Here is a 16687-nt window from a genome sequence, read left to right as displayed (position 1 = left end):
GGCAGCCCTCAGGAGTTGTGGTGACCCTGTGGGAGCGGGTTTACCCGCGAAGAGGCCAGAACAGGCAACACACCCCGACCAGGCAAACCAGGGAGGCACAACAATGAAAACCCTCGTCGACCACCTGAGCCAATACGCCAGCTACCACCGCGACCCACGCAACATCGCCACCCACTTCGTCGGCATCCCCATGATCGTGCTGGCGGTCACCATCCTGCTGTCGCGACCTGGCTGGGAGGTAGCCGGCATTTGGCTTTCCCCTGCCCTGCCGGCGGCGGCAGCCTCGGTCTGGTTCTACCTGCGCCTGGACCTGCGCTTCGGCCTGGTGATGGGGTTGTTGCTGGGGCTATGCCTGTGGGTCGGCCAGGTGCTGGCAATGCAGACGACAGCGCTGTGGCTAGGCGCCGGGCTGGGGGCATTCGTGGTGGGCTGGATAATCCAGTTCGTCGGCCATTACTACGAAGGCCGCAAGCCGGCGTTTGTCGACGATGTCAGCGGCCTGATCATCGGGCCGTTGTTCGTGGTGGCAGAAGCGGCATTCATGCTCGGCTTGTGCCCGGCCCTGAAACGCGCGGTCGAGGCCAACGCCGGGCCCGTGGTGGCGCGCTCTATGTGAGCGGCCTTGTGTCGCGAAAGGGCTGCGAAGCGGCCCCAGGGTTTCAGCTTCGCAGCCAATATTGCCGGGGCCGCTTTGCGGCCCATCGCGACACAAGGCCGCTCCTACAAGGGACCGCGTGCAATCAGGTGCGCGACTCCACGCCCAGCTCATCCCACACCGACTCAGCCATGTGGAAGGTGGCATTGGCCGCCGGAATGCCGCAGTAGATCGCGCTCTGCATCAGCACTTCCTTGATCTCGTCGCGGGTCACGCCGTTGTTGGCCGCCGCGCGCAGGTGCAGTTTCAGCTCGTCGTTGCGGTTCATGCCAATCAGCATGGCGATGGTGATCAGGCTACGGGTATGGCGCGGCAGGCCCGGGCGAGTCCAGATGTCACCCCAGGCATGGCGGGTGATCATCTCCTGGAATTCGCCGTTGAAGTCGTTGAGCTTCTCCAGGCTGCGGTCCACGTGGGCATCGCCAAGCACTGCGCGGCGTACTTGCATGCCGGCGTCGTAACGTTGTTTCTCGTCCATGGCGGTATCCTCAGTGAGCCAGCAGGAAGTCGAGCACGCGGCGGCTGAACGCCTCGCCGATCTCGACGTTGGACAGGTGCGCCGCCGGGAAGTCGACATACTCGGCACCCGTGATACCAGCCTGCATGAAGCGGCCGTGCTCCGCAGTGGTCACCACGTCCTCGGTACCGGCAACGATCAGCGCCGGCACCTGGATACGGCCCAGTTGCTCGCGGTAATCGGCATCACGCACCGCCGCGCAATTGCCGGCATAACCTTGCGGGCTGGTTTGCGCCAGCATCTGGCAGATGCGCTGGGCCTGCGCTGGCTGGGCCTGGGCGAAGGCCGGGGTGAACCAGCGGGCGATGGAGGCATCGCGCAAGTCGACCATGGCCTGCTGGCCACCCTTGAGCACGGTGTCGATACGGGTGTTCCACACCTCGTCGTTGGCGATCTTGGCGGCGGTATTGCACAGGGTCAGGCTGCGCAGGCGCTCGCCGGCATTGATGCCCAGCCACTGGCCGATCAGGCCACCCATCGACAGGCCGACGAAATGCGCCTTGGCGATGTCCAGGCCATCGAGCAGGGCCAGCACGTCACGGCCCAGCTGTTCGATGCTGTAGGGGCCTTCAGTGACCAGCGACCCACCGTGGCCACGGGTGTCGTAGCGCAGCACACGCAAGTGCTGGCTCCACAGTGGAATCTGTGTGTCCCACATGCCCAGGTCGGTGCCCAGCGAGTTGGACAGGACCAGCACCGGGGCGTTTTCCGGGCCATCGATCTGGTAATTCAAAACGCCATCGGCCAGTTGCAAGTGCGCCACAGCGGTCTCCTTCAGGCAGTGAAACGTTGATGTTCGGACACGGCACGCGCCACCCAGACGCGGGCCTGGCCCAGGTAATGGGCAGGGTCGAGCAAGCGATCGAGTTCTTCGGCGGACAGCTCGGCGCTGACCTGCGGCTCTTCACCCAGCACGGTGCGCAGATGGCGCTGTTCGGCCACGGCGCGCTGACAGCACTGCTCCAGCAGGTGGTGGGCGTGGTCGCGGCCCAGGCGCTGGGCGAGGACGATGCTCACCGCCTCGGCCAGCACCAGGCCCTGGGTCAGGTCGAGGTTACGGCGCATGCGCGTGGCATCCACTTCCATGCCCTCGGCAATCACCTGGGCCTGGCGCAGCGCCCCGGATACCAGGCAGCAGATGTCAGGCAGGGTTTCCCATTCGGCATGCCACAGGCCAAGGCTGCGCTCGTGCTCCTGGGGCATGGCGGCGAACAGCGTCGAGACCAGCCCCGGCACGCGGGTAGCGGCACCGATCAGCACCGCGGCGCCGACCGGGTTGCGCTTGTGCGGCATGGTCGAAGAACCACCCTTGCCCGGCGCGGAAGGCTCGAACAGTTCCCCTGCCTCGGTCTGCATCAGCAGGCTGACATCACGGCCGAACTTGCCCAGGCTACCAGCGACCAGGCCCAGCACCGAGGCAAACTCCACCAGGCGGTCGCGCTGGGTGTGCCAGGGCTGCTCGGGCAGGGTCAGCTTGAGCTGCTCGGCCAAGGCTTCGGCCACGGGCATCGCCTTGCTGCCCAAGGCCGCCAGGCTGCCCGAGGCACCGCCGAACTGCAGCACCAGCAAGCGAGGGCGCAGCTCCTGCAGGCGCTGGCGGTGACGGGTCAACGCGCCCAGCACACCGGCCAGTTTCATCCCTAGAGTTACCGGAGTGGCGTGCTGCAGCCAGGTGCGACCCACCAGCGGTGTGTCGGCGTACTGCAAGGCCTGACGCGACAAGGTATCGGACAGCTTGCCGAGGTCGGACTCGATCAGGTCGAGGGCAGCACGCAGCTGCAGGACCAAGCCGGTGTCCATCGCGTCCTGGCTGGTAGCGCCCAGGTGCACGTAGCGCTCGGCCTCGGGCACGCCACTGGCAATCACCTTGCCCAACGCCTTCACCAGTGGGATCGCTGAGTTGCCCGCAGTGGCGATGGCGTTGGCCAGCGCGCCAACGTCATAGCGCTCGGCGTGGCACGCCGCCTCGATGGCCGCTACCGCGCTATGCGGGACCAGCCCGGCAGCCGCCTCGGCCCGCGCCAGCGCTGCTTCGAAATCGAGCATGCCCTGCAGGCGGCCACGGTCGGAGAAGATCTCGCGCATGGCCGGTGCGGTGAAGTAGGCGTCGAACAATTGGTTGGTCATGCCACGTCCTTAATCATCGTGGTGCAGGTACGCGGCCTGCTTCGGCAGGCGCAGGCTGAACAGGAAGGCAATCGCCATCATCGCCGTGACGTACCAGTAGAAGGTGTTTTCCATGCCCAGGGTCTTCAGGCCCAGGGCAACGTATTCGGCCGAACCGCCGAACGCCGCGTTGGCCACTGCATAGGCCAGGCCCACACCCAGCGCACGCACCTGCGGCGGGAACATCTCGGCCTTCACCAGGCCGCTGATCGAGGTGTAGAAACTGACGATACACAACGCCAGGCTAATCAGCACGAAGGCCATGAACGGGCTGCTCACGGTTTTCAGCGCCATCAGCAACGGCACGGTGAACAGCGTACCCAAGGCACCGAACAGCATCATCGAATTACGCCGGCCGATGCGGTCGGACAGCATGCCGAAGAACGGCTGCAGCACCATGAACAGGAACAGCGCGCCAGTCATCACGTAGCTGGCGTTCTTTGCGGTCATGCCGGCGGTGTTGACCAGGTACTTCTGCATGTAGGTGGTGAAGGTATAGAAGATCAGCGAACCGCCTGCGGTATAGCCGAGCACGGTGATGAAGGCCGCCGCGTGGTCGCGGAACAGGCCCTTGATGGTACCGGCGTCCTTGTCCTGACGGGTTTCGGCGCTGCTGGTTTCATGCAGCGAGCGGCGCAGCATCAACGAGATCAGCGCGGCGATGGCACCGACCACGAACGGAATGCGCCAGCCCCAGTCGCGCAGCTCTTCTTCGGTGAGCAGTTGCTGCAGGATCACCACCACCAGCACCGCCAGCAACTGGCCGCCGATCAGGGTCACGTACTGGAACGAAGCGAAGAAGCCGCGCTGGCCGCGAAGTGCCACTTCACTCATGTAAGTGGCAGTGGTGCCGTATTCGCCGCCTACCGACAGGCCCTGGATCAGCCGGGCCAGCAACAGCAGCGCCGGGGCCCAGGTGCCGATGCTGGCATAGGTGGGCAGGCAGGCGATCATCAGAGAGCCGAAGCACATCATCAGCACCGAGATCATCAGGGAATTCTTGCGACCATGGCGGTCAGCGAGGCGGCCGAAGATCCAGCCACCGATCGGGCGCATCAGAAAGCCTGCGGCAAACACGCCCGCCGTGTTCAACAACTGCACGGTCGGGTCATCGGAGGGGAAGAACGCCGGGGCAAAGTAGATCGCGCAGAAGGCATAGACGTAGAAGTCGAACCATTCCACCAGGTTGCCTGAAGAGGCACCAACGATAGCGAAGATGCGTTTGCTGCGTTCTTCGCCGGTGTAATAGGTTGAGGTCATGGTGAGTTTACTCCTGGAGGGTCGCAGGTAATTCTAGACACACCTGGTAACACCCTCGTTCCGCTATTTGCCTGGCAATTGGCCTTGAGACGCATGTGCCGGCCTCTTCGCGGGTAAACCCGCTCCCACAGGGAATGCGTGGTTCCCTGTGGGAGCGGGTTTACCCGCGAAGAGGCCAGTACAGGTCAAACCCGCTCGATGGCCAATGCCAAACCTTGGCCAACCCCTACACACATGGTCGCCAGGCCTTTACGCCCACCGCTCTTCTCCAGCTGGTGAAGCGCGGTCAGCACCAGGCGCGCACCGCTCATGCCCAGCGGGTGGCCCAAGGCAATCGCGCCGCCGTTGGGGTTCACCTGCGGTGCATCGTCGGCCACACCCAGCTCACGCAGCACCGCAAGCCCCTGGCTGGCAAAGGCTTCGTTGAGCTCGATCACATCGAAATCATTCACCGCCACACCCAGGCGCTCGGTGAGCTTGCGCACCGCCGGCACCGGGCCAATACCCATCACCCGCGGCGCAACGCCGGCACTGGCCATGCCCAGCACCCGGGCACGTGGGGTCAGGCCGTGCTTCTTCACTGCCTCGGCCGAAGCCAGGATCAACGCCGCAGCTCCGTCGTTCACGCCCGAGGCGTTGCCGGCGGTGACGGTCTTGTCCGGGCCGTTGACCGGCTTGAGCTTGGTCAGGGCTTCCAGCGTGGTTTCCGGGCGCAGGTGCTCGTCACACTCGACGATGGTCTCGCCCTTCTTGTGCGCGATACGCACCGGCACGATCTCTTCGGCGAAGAAACCGGCGGCCTGGGCGGCAGCTGCCTTCTGCTGGCTGCGCAGGGCGAAGGCGTCCTGGTCAGCACGCGAAACCTGGTAATCGTCGGCCACGTTGTCGGCGGTTTCCGGCATGGAATCCACGCCGTACTGGCTCTTCATCAGGGGGTTGATGAAACGCCAGCCGATGGTGGTGTCTTCGAGCTTCATGGTGCGCGAATAGCCGCTTTCGGCCTTGCCCATGACGAACGGGGCGCGCGACATCGACTCGACGCCGCCGGCGATCGCCAGCTCCATTTCGCCGCTGGCAATGGCACGGAAGGCGGTACCGATGGCATCCATGCCCGATGCACACAGGCGGTTCAGGGTAACGCCCGGGATGCTCTGCGGCAGGCCGGCCAACAGTAGCGCCATGCGCGCCACGTTGCGGTTGTCTTCACCGGCCTGGTTGGCGCAGCCGAAGAACACTTCGTCAACCTGATCCCATTGCACGCTCGGGTTACGCTCGATCAGCGCCTTCAGCGGCACGGCGGCCAGGTCGTCGGCCCGCACGCCGGCCAGTGCGCCGCCGAAGCGGCCGATCGGGGTGCGGATGGCGTCACAGATGAATACGTCGCGCATCAGGCTTCTCCTGCCACCTGGCCATGGGCCGCGGCGGTACGGGCTTCGAGGTTACGCAGGGCGGACAGCTCGACTTCGGTAGGTGCGGCAGTGGTCTGCACATCGTCGGCAAAGCGAATCGCCCAGCCAGTGGCGGCGATGATCTGCTCGCGGGTCACGCCCGGGTGGATGGCAGTGACCACGAATTCGTGGGTGCCGGCTTCCGGCTCCATGATGCACAGGTCGGTGATGATGCCGACCGGGCCCTCGCCTGGCAGGCCAAGGCGTTTGCGCGAGTCGCCGCCTTCACCGTGGCCAACCGAGGTGATGAAGTCCAGCTTGTCGACGAAGGCTCGCGGCGACTGCTTGAGGATGATCAGTACCTGCTTGGCGGAACCGGCGATTTCCGGCGCGCCACCGGCGCCCGGCAGGCGGGTTTTCGGCGCGTGGTAGTCACCGACCACAGTCGTGTTGATGTTGCCGAAGCGGTCGACCTGGGCGGCGCCGAGAAAGCCGACATCGATGCGCCCGCCTTGCAGCCAGTAGCGGAAGATCTCGCCGGTCGGCACCACAGTGTCAGCGGTTTCCGCCAGCTCGCCGTCGCCGATCGACAGCGGCAGCACGCTTGGCTTGGCGCCGATCGGGCCGGATTCGTAGATCAGCACTACGTCTGGCGAAGAGGTCAGGCGCGCCAGGTTGGCAGCCTTGGATGGCAGGCCGATGCCGACGAAGCACACAGCACCGTTGCGCAGGCGACGGGCTGCGGCGACGGTCATCATTTCGGAAGTGGAGTAGCTCATTGTGCGGCCTCCGCAGTGCTGGCCAGCTTGGCCTTGAATTCGTTGAAATCGGCAGTGCCACGGATGTAGGTGTCGATCCAGGCAGTGAACGATTCGCGGCTACGCGCGATCGGGTCCCAGGCCTGGTAGAAACGGTTGTCACGCTCGTAATAGCCGTGGGCATAGGACGGGTGCGCACCACCAGGCACCAGGCATACCGCGCTCAGCGCCCAGGTCGGCAGCACGCAGGCGTTCATCGGGGCCTGCAGGTCGTCGACAATTTCCTCGACGGTGACGATGCAGCGCTTGGCGGCCAGGGCAGCTTCCTTCTGTACACCGAGAATGCCCCACAGCAGCACGTTGCCTTTGCGGTCGGCCTTTTGCGCGTGGATCACGGTCACGTCCGGGCGCACCGACGGCACGGCTGCCAGCACTTCACCGGTGAACGGGCAGGTGACGCTCTTGATCAGCGGGTTGACCTTTGGCAGGTCGGAGCCGGCGTAGGCACGCAGCACGGCGAACGGCAGGCCAGAAGCACCGGCGACATAGGCGTTGGCCAGGTCGGCGTGGCTGTGTTCTTCGATTTCGATGGCGTGAGGCCACTGCTTCTCGACGGCATCACGCAGGCGGTGCAGCGAACCGACACCTGGGTTGCCACCCCAGGAGAAGATCAGCTTGCTGGCGCAACCGGCGCCGATCAGCTGATCGTAGATCAGGTCCGGAGTCATGCGCACCAGGGTCAGGTCGCGCTTGCCCTGACGGATGATCTCGTGGCCGGCGGCAGTCGGGATCAGGTGGGTGAAACCTTCGAGGGCGACGGTATCGCCATCCTGGATGAACTGCTTCACGGCTTCGTGAAGCGGGAGAATTGCAGCCATTTGGAGACTCCTGGTCAGGGTGCTTCGGTGAGCTCAGATTAAGGAGACTGGTGGGTGGCTTACAATCCGATAATCGACTATTCGTGCGATTATCGAACTATTTGTTATCCTGCTACTCATTCTCCACGGTGTCGAATTCTTCGCAGCACAAGGCTGCTCCTACATGGGGCGGCGTCGCCTGTGCAGGAGCAGCCTTGTGCTGCGAAGGGCCGCGGAGCGGCCCCTGCGTCTCAGGTCGCGTCAGCGTGGCTCACCAGCCCTTTCACGATCACACCCACGGTCGCCAGCCCCGCCGGCACCAGCAACGCCGTCAGCACCTGTTCGAAGTTCCAGCCCAGGCCCAGCAGGGTCGCGCCACTCCAGGCCCCGAGAATCGCCCCGAAACGGCCGATACCCAGCATCCACGATACCCCCGTGGCGCGGCCCTGGGTCGGATAGAAGCGCGCCGCCAGCGACGGCATCGCCGACTGGGCGCCGTTCACGCACATGCCGGCAACCAGCACCAACGTGGCCAACACGGTGATATTGCCCAGACTCTGCCCCACGGCGTAGGCGAACACCCCGGCCAGCAGATAGAAAATGCCGATCACCTTGTGCGGATTGAAGCGGTCCATGGCCCAGCCCACACCGACGGCACTCAGCACGCCACCAAACTGGAACAGTGCGCCGATGAAGGCAGCCTGCTCCATGCTCGCGCCACTGTCGCGCATCAAGGTGGGCAACCAGCTGGTCAGCAGATAGACGATCACCAGGCCCATGAAGTAGGTCAGCCACAACAGCATGGTGCCCATGCCGTAGGTACCAGAGAAGATCAGCGCAAACACGTTGCGCGCAGCCACCGCCTTCTGCTCCGGCACGCAGAAGCTGCCCGCCTCGGCCACCACCTGCGGCGCGATGGGCGACAAGGTCTGGCGCACCTTGTCCGTGCCCCGGTTGCGCACCACCAGGAACCGCGCCGACTCCGGCAGCCATACCATCAGCACCAGCGCCAGCAGCAACGGCAGCACGCCACCGATCACCAGCAGGCTGTGCCAGCCGTAAGCCGGAATCATCTTGGCGGAAATGAAACCACCACCGGCCATGCCCAGGTTGAAACCGCAGAACATGCTGGTCACCAGCAGCGACTTGAGGCGCTCTGGGGTGTATTCAGACAGTAGCGTGGTGGCGTTGGGCATGCCTGCGCCAAGGCCCAGGCCGGTCAGAAAGCGCAGCACCAACAACTGGTCGACATTGGTGGCATAGGCCGAGGCCAGGCTGAAGCCGCCGAATACGAGCACCGCCCCCACCAGTACGCCCTTGCGGCCAAAACGATCCGCTAGCGGGCCAGAGCCGAGGGCACCGAAAACCATGCCGATCAATGCAGCACTCATCACCGGGCCGAGGCTGGCGCGGTCAATCCCCCACTCCTGTGACAGGGCCGGGGCGATGAAGCCCATGGCGGCGGTATCCAGGCCGTCGAGGAAGACGATCAGAAAGCACAGCAACACCACCCGCCATTGGTAGCGGGACAGCGGCTGCTGATTGATGAACGACTGGACGTCGAGGCTTTTGCCGACGTTGGATTGCGCTTGGTTCATTATTGTTATCCAGAATGAGGGGCACAGCCTGGCCGCTGCAGCGATCAAACGTTACAGAGGACAAGGATTTGGGAGATTGCGGCCGGCGTCAGCCTGGATATAACAATACTGCGCGCGGGTGCGGCCGCGACAGCGAGGGGACAGTAATCATGGAAAGTGCCTCTTGTGTTTTTCTTGTTCGATCGGCGCAGCCGACCGTTGCGAGAGACATTAATCAGCGGGCGGGGGTGAAGCAATTCGCCGCGAACGACACTGTGCGTTTATCGCACAGGAAAGGGTTTTGCCTGTTCAAAATTTGAAAGGGGCGCTTTGCGCCCCCAGCGAGCTCAGCCAAACAACTGATGGCAAAGGTCCCGGCTGGCCGCCAGCAGGATCGGCAAGAACCGCTGCTCCAACTCACTGCGCGTCACCCGCCCGACATGGGTACTCACATTCAACGCCGCCAACACCTGCCCTGAGGCATCATACACCGGCACAGCAATCGAGCGCAGCCCCTGCTCCAGCTCCTGGTCCACCACGCACCAGCCCTGCGCGCGCACCTGCTGGATACAGGCGAACAGCGACTCGGCGTCATGCAAGGTACGGCTGGTACGCGCCTTGAGGTCGGCACGCTCCAGGTATTCACGCAGACTGGTGTCGTCCATGGCCGCCAACAGAATACGCCCCATCGAGGTGCAATAGGCCGGCAGGCGCCCACCCACCGACAGGTCGACCGAAATCAGCCGCTCCACGGTGGCCGAACGGGCTATATAAAGGATGTCGTCACCTTCGAGCGTGGCCATGTTGGCCGCCTCGTGCAGCTGGTCGCTGATGCGGTCCAGGTAAGGCTGGGCAGAAATCGCCAGCGGCGTCGACGACAGATACGCATGCCCCAGCGTCAGCACTTTGGGCAACAGCGAATAGGTGCGCCCGTCGGTGGTGGCGTAACCCAGCTTGATCAAGGTGTGCAGGCAACGGCGTACCGCCGCACGGGGTATTTCGGTGCGGTGGCTGATCTGGGCGATGGTCAGGTGGCGCTTGCGTTCCTGAAAGGCCTGGATAACGGCCAGGCCTCGCGCCAGGGAGGTCATGAAGTCAGGGTCGCCGGTAAAGGCCTGGATGCGCTTTGCCGGGGAAGCCACGATCGGCGGTGCCAAAGCTGCCGAGGCAGGTCGCCCCTGCTCCGGGTTGGCCGGCTCTGGATTGACGGAATCGTTGGCCAGGGTTTCGTCACTCATCGCACACCTCAAAAAAAACGCCCACTCGTGCGATTATCGAACAAACGGCCGATAATCGCAATTGACCGCTGACACTTTTACTTATACCTTTCTCATGCCACTTGTGGCTTCTTTGGAGAGACTGGTCAGGTACCCACCGTAGAAGTCCCAGGCAACGGCCTCGTCTTTTGGCGAGGCCGTTTTTCATTACACTCCCGATCGACAGCCCCGCTACAGCGTTGCAACGAACTTTTGTCCGTCTTGCCTTTCAAACTTGTACGAAAGGCCCAAACTGTTGTCGGATGCATTCCGTTACTTGCGTCCGGTGATGTCAGGGTTGGGTAAATAACGATGTTCGGCGAAATATCGATTGCTATAATCGACTGCGCAGGCCTCAACGATTCCGTGGTAATGGAACCTTCCGCTGTATCAAGCCGTTGCGGCCAGCAAGGCATGCGCACCGCTGCACAACGCCATTAACAACTGTCATCAAACTTAATTCAGGTGCTACTGTGACGAAAGATGAACTGCGCGCGGAACTCGAGCGCCAGGCTGAACGTTACAAGGATGTTTACGGTGGCGAAGTCACCACCTACGCCGCCCAACCGGATCCGGAACGCAAACCTTGGCGCAAGCGCGCCAGCGTGCGCGACCAAGCCTTCAGCCAGGAACTGGAACGTATGGAAAAGGAACTGCGCAGCGACACTCCCTGATTTCCAGGACCAAGCCAGCGCGTCGTCGCCCGGCCAACCCGGGCGCGCTCGATCTTTACTGCCCGGCTGAAGGTGAAATGGAATTACACAAATTTCATACGGCCGTTTGAACAGTAGCGAGGCGGCTTTTTAACCAGCGTTTTGCCAGTTTTCGCCAGTTTTTGTGCGTTTTAGCCGACATTTCCCTGCCTTAACGTCGCTCCGAGCACACCACGCTCGTGTCAGGAAGATTGCCGTCGGTCTGTCGCGGATGCATCGATTGCCAAGGTTTTCTGGCATAATCCCGCCCCCCTAAGACCGCCAGACAACCTTCATGATCGAATTATTCAGCGGACTGGATGCCTGGGTGTTGGTGAGCCTGCTGCTCGCCTTGACCTTCGTGCTCGCCTTCGAGTTCATCAATGGCTTTCATGACACCGCCAACGCGGTAGCTACCGTCATCTATACCAAGGCCATGCCGCCGCACCTCGCCGTGTTCTTCTCCGGCGTGTTCAACTTCCTTGGCGTTCTGCTCGGCGGTGTCGGGGTGGCCTATGCCATCGTGCACCTGTTGCCGGTAGAGCTGCTGATCAATGTGAACACCGGACACGGCCTGGCCATGGTCTTCTCGCTGCTGGCCGCGGCCATCACCTGGAACCTGGGCACCTGGTACTTCGGCATCCCCGCCTCCAGCTCGCACACGCTGATCGGCTCCATCCTCGGCGTCGGCCTGGCCAATGCCCTGATCAACGACATCCCGCTGGGCGACGGTGTCAACTGGCAGAAGGCGATCGACATCGCCATGTCGCTGGTGGTCTCGCCAATGGCCGGCTTCGCCGTTGCCGCCCTGGTCCTGATCGGCCTTAAGTGGTGGCGCCCGCTGTCGAAGATGCACAAGACCCCCGAGCAGCGCCGCAAGCTCGACGACAAGAAGCACCCGCCGTTCTGGAACCGCCTGGTACTGGTCGTTTCGGCAATGGGCGTGAGCTTTGTGCACGGTTCCAACGACGGCCAGAAAGGTATCGGCCTGATCATGCTGGTGCTGATCGGTATCGTCCCGGCCAAGTTCGTCCTCGACCTGAACAGTACCACCTACCAGATCGAGCGTACCCGAGACGCCACTCTGCACATGAGCCAGTTCTACCAGCGCAACGCCGCCACCCTGGGTGAGTTCCTGGCACTGGGCAAGGCCAAATCCAGCGACCTGCCGGAGCAGTTCAGCTGCAACCCGCAGCAGACCGAGCCGACCATTGCCGCGCTGCAATCGTCACTGCAGGGCGTGACCGACTACCACAGCCTGAGTGCCGACAAGCGTGTCGAAGTGCGCCGCTACCTGCTGTGCCTGGACGACACGGCGAAGAAGGTCGGCAAGCTGCCAGGCCTGGAAGCCCGTGAAAAGGCCGACCTGGAAAAACTGCGCAAAGACCTGACCGCCACCACCGAGTACGCCCCGTTCTGGGTGATCGTGGCCGTCGCCCTGGCTCTGGGCCTGGGCACCATGGTCGGCTGGAAGCGCGTGGTACTGACCGTCGGCGAAAAGATCGGCAAGCAGGGCATGACCTATGCCCAGGGCATGTCGGCGCAGATCACCGCGGCTTGCGCCATCGGTATGGCCAACGTCTTCGCCCTGCCGGTATCGACCACCCACGTGCTGTCGTCCGGTGTGGCCGGCACCATGGTCGCCAACAAGAGCGGCCTGCAAGGCGGCACCGTGAAGACCATCCTGCTGGCCTGGGTACTGACCCTGCCTACGTCGATGGGCCTGGCGGCCGGCCTGTTCTGGCTGGCGTCCAAAGCCATTGGCTGAGTGATACGGTTCTGAAAGAGGCGGCCTTCGGGTCGCCTTTTTTCTGTACGGCCTCTTCGCGGGTAAACCCGCTCCCACAGGTAATGCACAGCTCTTGATATCTGTGATGAACCTGTGGGAGCGGGTTTACCCGCGAAGGGGCCGGTACAGGCAAACTACCTTTTCTTTCCCCCCAGCAACGACCCCATCAACCCCCGCACCAACTGCCGCCCCAACTGGTTGGCCGCCTGGCGCACCGCCGACTTGATAGCCTGCCCTGCCGCACTCTGCAAGAACTCACCAGCCTTGTCGGCAAAGCTCTCTTCATCCGCCTTGGGTTGCGGCGCCGGCTCCACTGGTTCGCCCTTGCGCTGGGTCAACATCTCATACGCCGACTCACGGTCCACCGGCTTGTCGTAACGCCCCGCCAGCGGCGAATCGGCAATCAGCGCACTGCGCTCAGCCGCGCTCAACGGCCCGATACGCGACTGCGGTGGTGCAATCAGTACCCGTTGCACCATCGCAGGCGTGCCCTTTTCTTCCAGCGTCCCCACCAGCGCCTCGCCAATCCCCAGTTCAGTCAGTACCGCCAAGGTTTCGAACGCCGGGTTGGGACGGAAGCCATCGGCCACCGCCCGCAGCGACTTCTGCTCCTTGGCGGTAAATGCCCGCAAGCCATGCTGAATGCGCAAGCCCAACTGGGCCAGCACCGCATCCGGCAAGTCCCCCGGCGACTGGGTGACGAAGTACACCCCAACGCCCTTGGAGCGGATCAGCCGCACCACCTGCTCCAGGCGATCCTGCAATGCCTTGGGCGTATCGTTGAACAGCAAGTGGGCTTCATCGAAGAACAACGCCAGCACCGGCTTGTCGGCGTCACCGCGCTCGGGCAACTGCTCGAACAACTCGGCCAGCAGCCACAACAGGAAGGTCGCATACACCTTGGGGGCTTCGTGAACCAAGCGGCTGGCGTCGAGCAGGTGAATACGCCCACGGCCATCCGGGTCTGGTCGCAGCAGGTCCTCGAGCTGCAACCCGGGCTCACCGAACAGCGCCTCGGCGCCCTGCTGCTCCAGGGTCGCCAACCGGCGCAACAGGGCCTGGGTGGAGGCCGTGGTCATGAGCGCGCTGTCTTCGCCCAGCAGTTGCGGGTTGTCCTTCAGGTGCGCGAGCAGCGCCTTGAGGTCCTTGAGGTCGAGCAGCAGCAGGCCTTCACGGTCGGCCACCTTGAACGCCGCATACAGCGCCGCCTGCTGGCTGTCGGTCAGTTCCAGCAGGTTGCCCAGCAGCAGCGGCCCCATTTCACTGAGGGTGGTGCGCAGCGGGTGGCCGGACTGCCCGGCAATGTCCCACAGGCTCACCGGGTAAGCCTGTGGCCTGTGCCCCAGCCAGGGCATGCCGGCGATGCGCTCGGCCACCTTGCCCTGCGGCGCACCAGCAGCGCCCAGGCCGCACAGGTCGCCTTTGACATCGGCGGCGAATACCGCAACCCCCGCATCACTGAACGCTTCCGCCAGATGCTGCAGGGTGACGGTCTTGCCAGTACCCGTCGCGCCCGCTACCAGGCCATGGCGGTTAGCCAACCTCATGGCTTGCCCAACCGGCTGGCCATCCGGGCCAGCGCCTACAACGATGGTCGAAAATTCCGACATCTCTTTAATCCTCTGCTCAAGCTTTACCGTAATTCGGCCGATACCTGTGGGTGATATTCGCCTTAATAGAGAGGAACAACCGAAAAGGGACTTTTCGGGATGTTGCACTGCTTTGCGACTCCACGCGTGCAAACGCCTGATATGAAACCTTAGCGGAACCGATTACGCCATGAACAAAAGCCTTCGTTTCAGCCACAAGATTCTTTTGGCAGCGTCACTGATCGTGATACTCGCCTTCAGCCTTTTCACGCTCTACAACGATTACCTCCAGCGTAATGCGATCCGCGAGGACCTTGAAAACTATCTGGCTGAAATGGGCGCTTCCACTTCGACCAATATCCGCAACCTGTTCGAAGGCCGTATCAAGCTGGTGGAAAACCTGGCACAGAACATTGCCCAGGACCCGACCAACGCCGAAACCCTCATGGGCCAGAATGCACTGGTTTCCAGTTTCCTCACCGTCTACCTGGGCAAGGTCGATGGTGGCTTCAGCGTGCGCCCTGACTCGAAAATGCCCGACGGCTACGACCCACGCACCCGCCCCTGGTACAAGGACGGCATGAACGCCGCCGGCGCGACCCTGACCGAGCCGTACATCGACATGACCACCAACAAGATGGTCATCGGCATCCTCAGCAAGGTTTCCACCAGTGTCGGCGTGGTCGGTGGCGACCTGGCCCTGGATGGCCTGGTGCAGATCATCAACTCGCTTAACTTCGGCGGCATGGGCTACGCCTTCCTGGTCAACGATCAAGGCAAGATCCTGGTACACCCGGAAAAAGACCTGGTGATGAAGTCGCTGTCGGACCTGTTCCCGCAGCACACGCCAAAACTGACCGGTGAACTGACCGAAGTGCAGAGCGAAGGCCAGGCCCGTCTGCTGACCTTCACCCCGATCACAGGCCTGCCTTCGGCCAACTGGTACATCGGCCTGTCGGTGGACAAGGACAAGGCCTTCTCGATGCTCAGCACCTTCCGCACCTCTGCGGTGATCGCCACGCTGGTGGCTGTGGTGATCATCATCGGCCTGCTCGGCCTGCTGATCCGCGTGCTGATGCAGCCGCTGCACACCATGACCCGCGCCATGGAAGACATCGCCGAAGGTGAAGGCGACCTGACCAAGCGCCTGCGCATTCACAACCACGACGAATTCGGCATCCTGGGCAGCGCCTTCAACCGTTTCGTCGAACGTATTCACAGCTCGATCCGCGAAGTGTCTTCGGCCACCGAGCAGGTCAACGAAGTAGCCCTGCGGGTCATCAGTGCGTCGAACTCGTCGATGACCAACTCCGACGAGCAGTCCAACCGTACCAACAGCGTGGCCGCCGCCATCAACGAACTGGGTGCCGCCGCCCAGGAAATTGCCGGCAACGCCGCCCAGGCGTCGCAGCATGCCAGTTCGGCGCGGTTGCTGGCCGAAGAAGGGCAGCAGGTGGTGGAGCGCAACATTGCGGCAATGAACCGCCTGTCCGACCTGATCGTCACCTCCAGCGCACACATCGAGACGCTGAACAGCAAGACCGTCAACATCGGCCAGATCCTCGAGGTGATCACCAGCATTTCCCAGCAGACCAACCTGCTGGCGCTGAACGCAGCCATCGAAGCAGCCCGTGCCGGTGAGGCCGGGCGTGGTTTTGCCGTGGTCGCCGATGAAGTACGCAACCTGGCGCACCGCACCCAGGAATCGGCGCAACAGGTGCAGACCATGATCGAAGAACTCCAGGTCGGCGCCCGCGAGTCGGTCGAGACCATGGACCAGAGCCAGCGCCACAGCCAGGACAGCATGCAGATCGCCAACCAGGCCGGTGAGCGGCTCGACAGCGTTACCGTGCGCATCGGCGAGATCGACGGCATGAACCAGTCGGTGGCCACCGCCACCGAAGAGCAGACCGCCGTGGTCGAGGCGATCAACATGGACATCAACGAGATCAACATGCTCAACCAGGAAGGCGTGGAAAACCTGCAGGCCACCCTGCGCGCCTGCTCCGACTTGGAGCAGCAGGCTGGCCGCCTGAAGCAGCTGGTGGGTAGCTTCCGCATCTGATCTCAATCCGCGTCGCCCGCTCCCACAGGAACTGCACACCCCTGAGGCCTGTGTAACTCCTGTGGGAGCGGGTTCACCCGCGAAGAAGCCCACACCGCTCTCCCGCTTTCCCCTGCCC

14 protein-coding genes are annotated in these 16687 nt (G+C 63.2%); 4 read left to right on the top strand and 10 right to left on the bottom strand.

What is annotated here, in order from left to right; genetic code table 11:
• Positions 1–103 precede the first annotated feature (103 nt).
• Positions 104–616: a DUF962 domain-containing protein gene (locus J5M58_RS04625; protein ID WP_207877320.1), complete on the top strand. Its 513-nt coding sequence runs from the start codon at positions 104–106 to the stop codon at positions 614–616.
• 124 nt (positions 617–740) lie between these two features.
• Here J5M58_RS04625 and pcaC read toward each other — a convergent pair whose 3' ends face one another.
• The 9 genes from pcaC to pcaR all read right to left on the bottom strand — a co-directional run bounded on the left by pcaC (position 741) and on the right by pcaR (position 10416).
• Positions 741–1133 (bottom strand): 4-carboxymuconolactone decarboxylase, encoded by a 393-nt coding sequence (gene pcaC / locus J5M58_RS04620; RefSeq protein ID WP_013974040.1) that lies wholly within the window; start codon positions 1131–1133, stop codon positions 741–743.
• A 10-nt stretch (positions 1134–1143) separates the two neighbouring features.
• Positions 1144–1935: a 3-oxoadipate enol-lactonase gene (gene pcaD / locus J5M58_RS04615; RefSeq protein ID WP_112250435.1), complete on the bottom strand. Its 792-nt coding sequence runs from the start codon at positions 1933–1935 to the stop codon at positions 1144–1146.
• Positions 1936–1946: 11 nt separating this feature from the next.
• Positions 1947–3299, bottom strand: a complete 1353-nt coding sequence (locus tag J5M58_RS04610; RefSeq protein ID WP_207877318.1) for a 3-carboxy-cis,cis-muconate cycloisomerase — start codon at positions 3297–3299, stop codon at positions 1947–1949.
• Between the two features lie 9 nt (positions 3300–3308).
• Positions 3309–4598, bottom strand: coding sequence for an MFS family transporter (locus tag J5M58_RS04605; protein ID WP_207877317.1), 1290 nt, complete (start codon positions 4596–4598; stop codon positions 3309–3311).
• 185 nt (positions 4599–4783) lie between these two features.
• Positions 4784–5989 carry a 3-oxoadipyl-CoA thiolase gene (pcaF, locus tag J5M58_RS04600; protein WP_207877387.1) on the bottom strand — a complete coding sequence of 402 codons (1206 nt, stop codon included), beginning with the start codon at positions 5987–5989 and terminating at the stop codon, positions 4784–4786.
• On the bottom strand, positions 5986–6765 hold the full coding sequence (locus J5M58_RS04595) for a CoA-transferase subunit beta (protein ID WP_112250428.1): 780 nt from the start codon (positions 6763–6765) through the stop codon (positions 5986–5988). The genes pcaF and J5M58_RS04595 overlap by 4 nt, the downstream gene beginning before the upstream one ends.
• A complete protein-coding gene (locus J5M58_RS04590) occupies positions 6762–7622 on the bottom strand; it encodes a CoA transferase subunit A (RefSeq protein ID WP_015271654.1) in 861 nt (286 codons plus the stop codon). The genes J5M58_RS04595 and J5M58_RS04590 overlap by 4 nt, the downstream gene beginning before the upstream one ends.
• A 230-nt stretch (positions 7623–7852) precedes the next feature.
• The gene (locus tag J5M58_RS04585; protein ID WP_112250426.1) at positions 7853–9199 is read right to left on the bottom strand and encodes an MFS transporter; all 1347 of its coding nucleotides are present in this window, start codon (positions 9197–9199) and stop codon (positions 7853–7855) included.
• Positions 9200–9525: 326 nt separating this feature from the next.
• Entirely contained in the window at positions 9526–10416 is an 891-nt protein-coding gene (gene pcaR / locus J5M58_RS04580) for a pca regulon transcriptional regulator PcaR (RefSeq protein ID WP_112250424.1), read from the bottom strand.
• Positions 10417–10907: 491 nt separating this feature from the next.
• Between pcaR and J5M58_RS04575 the strand changes: the two genes are divergently transcribed.
• A complete protein-coding gene (locus tag J5M58_RS04575; RefSeq protein ID WP_003259583.1) occupies positions 10908–11108 on the top strand; it encodes a hypothetical protein in 201 nt (66 codons plus the stop codon).
• Positions 11109–11421: 313 nt separating this feature from the next.
• Positions 11422–12894: an inorganic phosphate transporter gene (locus J5M58_RS04570; protein WP_112250422.1), complete on the top strand. Its 1473-nt coding sequence runs from the start codon at positions 11422–11424 to the stop codon at positions 12892–12894.
• Positions 12895–13049: 155 nt separating this feature from the next.
• Here the strand turns inward: J5M58_RS04570 and J5M58_RS04565 are convergent, their stop codons facing one another.
• The gene (locus tag J5M58_RS04565; RefSeq protein ID WP_207877316.1) at positions 13050–14525 is read right to left on the bottom strand and encodes a helicase HerA-like domain-containing protein; all 1476 of its coding nucleotides are present in this window, start codon (positions 14523–14525) and stop codon (positions 13050–13052) included.
• A 169-nt stretch (positions 14526–14694) separates the two neighbouring features.
• Between J5M58_RS04565 and J5M58_RS04560 the strand changes: the two genes are divergently transcribed.
• Positions 14695–16569 (top strand): methyl-accepting chemotaxis protein, encoded by a 1875-nt coding sequence (locus J5M58_RS04560; RefSeq protein ID WP_112250418.1) that lies wholly within the window; start codon positions 14695–14697, stop codon positions 16567–16569.
• Positions 16570–16687 lie beyond the last annotated feature (118 nt).

Source organism: Pseudomonas sp. 32_A (genome assembly GCF_017490905.1).
Taxonomy (GTDB): domain Bacteria; phylum Pseudomonadota; class Gammaproteobacteria; order Pseudomonadales; family Pseudomonadaceae; genus Aquipseudomonas; species Aquipseudomonas inefficax.
Note: the sequence above shows the minus strand (reverse complement) of the source record. Positions and strands in the feature narration are given on the sequence as shown.

Coding starts and splice junctions, on each gene's coding strand:
- J5M58_RS04625 (WP_207877320.1), top strand. CDS start 104: ATGAAAACCCTCGTCGACCACCTGAGCCAATACGCCAGCTACCACCGC.
- pcaC (WP_013974040.1), bottom strand. CDS start 1,133: ATGGACGAGAAACAACGTTACGACGCCGGCATGCAAGTACGCCGCGCA.
- J5M58_RS04610 (WP_207877318.1), bottom strand. CDS start 3,299: ATGACCAACCAATTGTTCGACGCCTACTTCACCGCACCGGCCATGCGC.
- J5M58_RS04605 (WP_207877317.1), bottom strand. CDS start 4,598: ATGACCTCAACCTATTACACCGGCGAAGAACGCAGCAAACGCATCTTC.
- J5M58_RS04595 (WP_112250428.1), bottom strand. CDS start 6,765: ATGAGCTACTCCACTTCCGAAATGATGACCGTCGCCGCAGCCCGTCGC.
- J5M58_RS04590 (WP_015271654.1), bottom strand. CDS start 7,622: ATGGCTGCAATTCTCCCGCTTCACGAAGCCGTGAAGCAGTTCATCCAG.
- J5M58_RS04585 (WP_112250426.1), bottom strand. CDS start 9,199: ATGAACCAAGCGCAATCCAACGTCGGCAAAAGCCTCGACGTCCAGTCG.
- pcaR (WP_112250424.1), bottom strand. CDS start 10,416: ATGAGTGACGAAACCCTGGCCAACGATTCCGTCAATCCAGAGCCGGCC.
- J5M58_RS04570 (WP_112250422.1), top strand. CDS start 11,422: ATGATCGAATTATTCAGCGGACTGGATGCCTGGGTGTTGGTGAGCCTG.
- J5M58_RS04565 (WP_207877316.1), bottom strand. CDS start 14,525: ATGTCGGAATTTTCGACCATCGTTGTAGGCGCTGGCCCGGATGGCCAG.
- J5M58_RS04560 (WP_112250418.1), top strand. CDS start 14,695: ATGAACAAAAGCCTTCGTTTCAGCCACAAGATTCTTTTGGCAGCGTCA.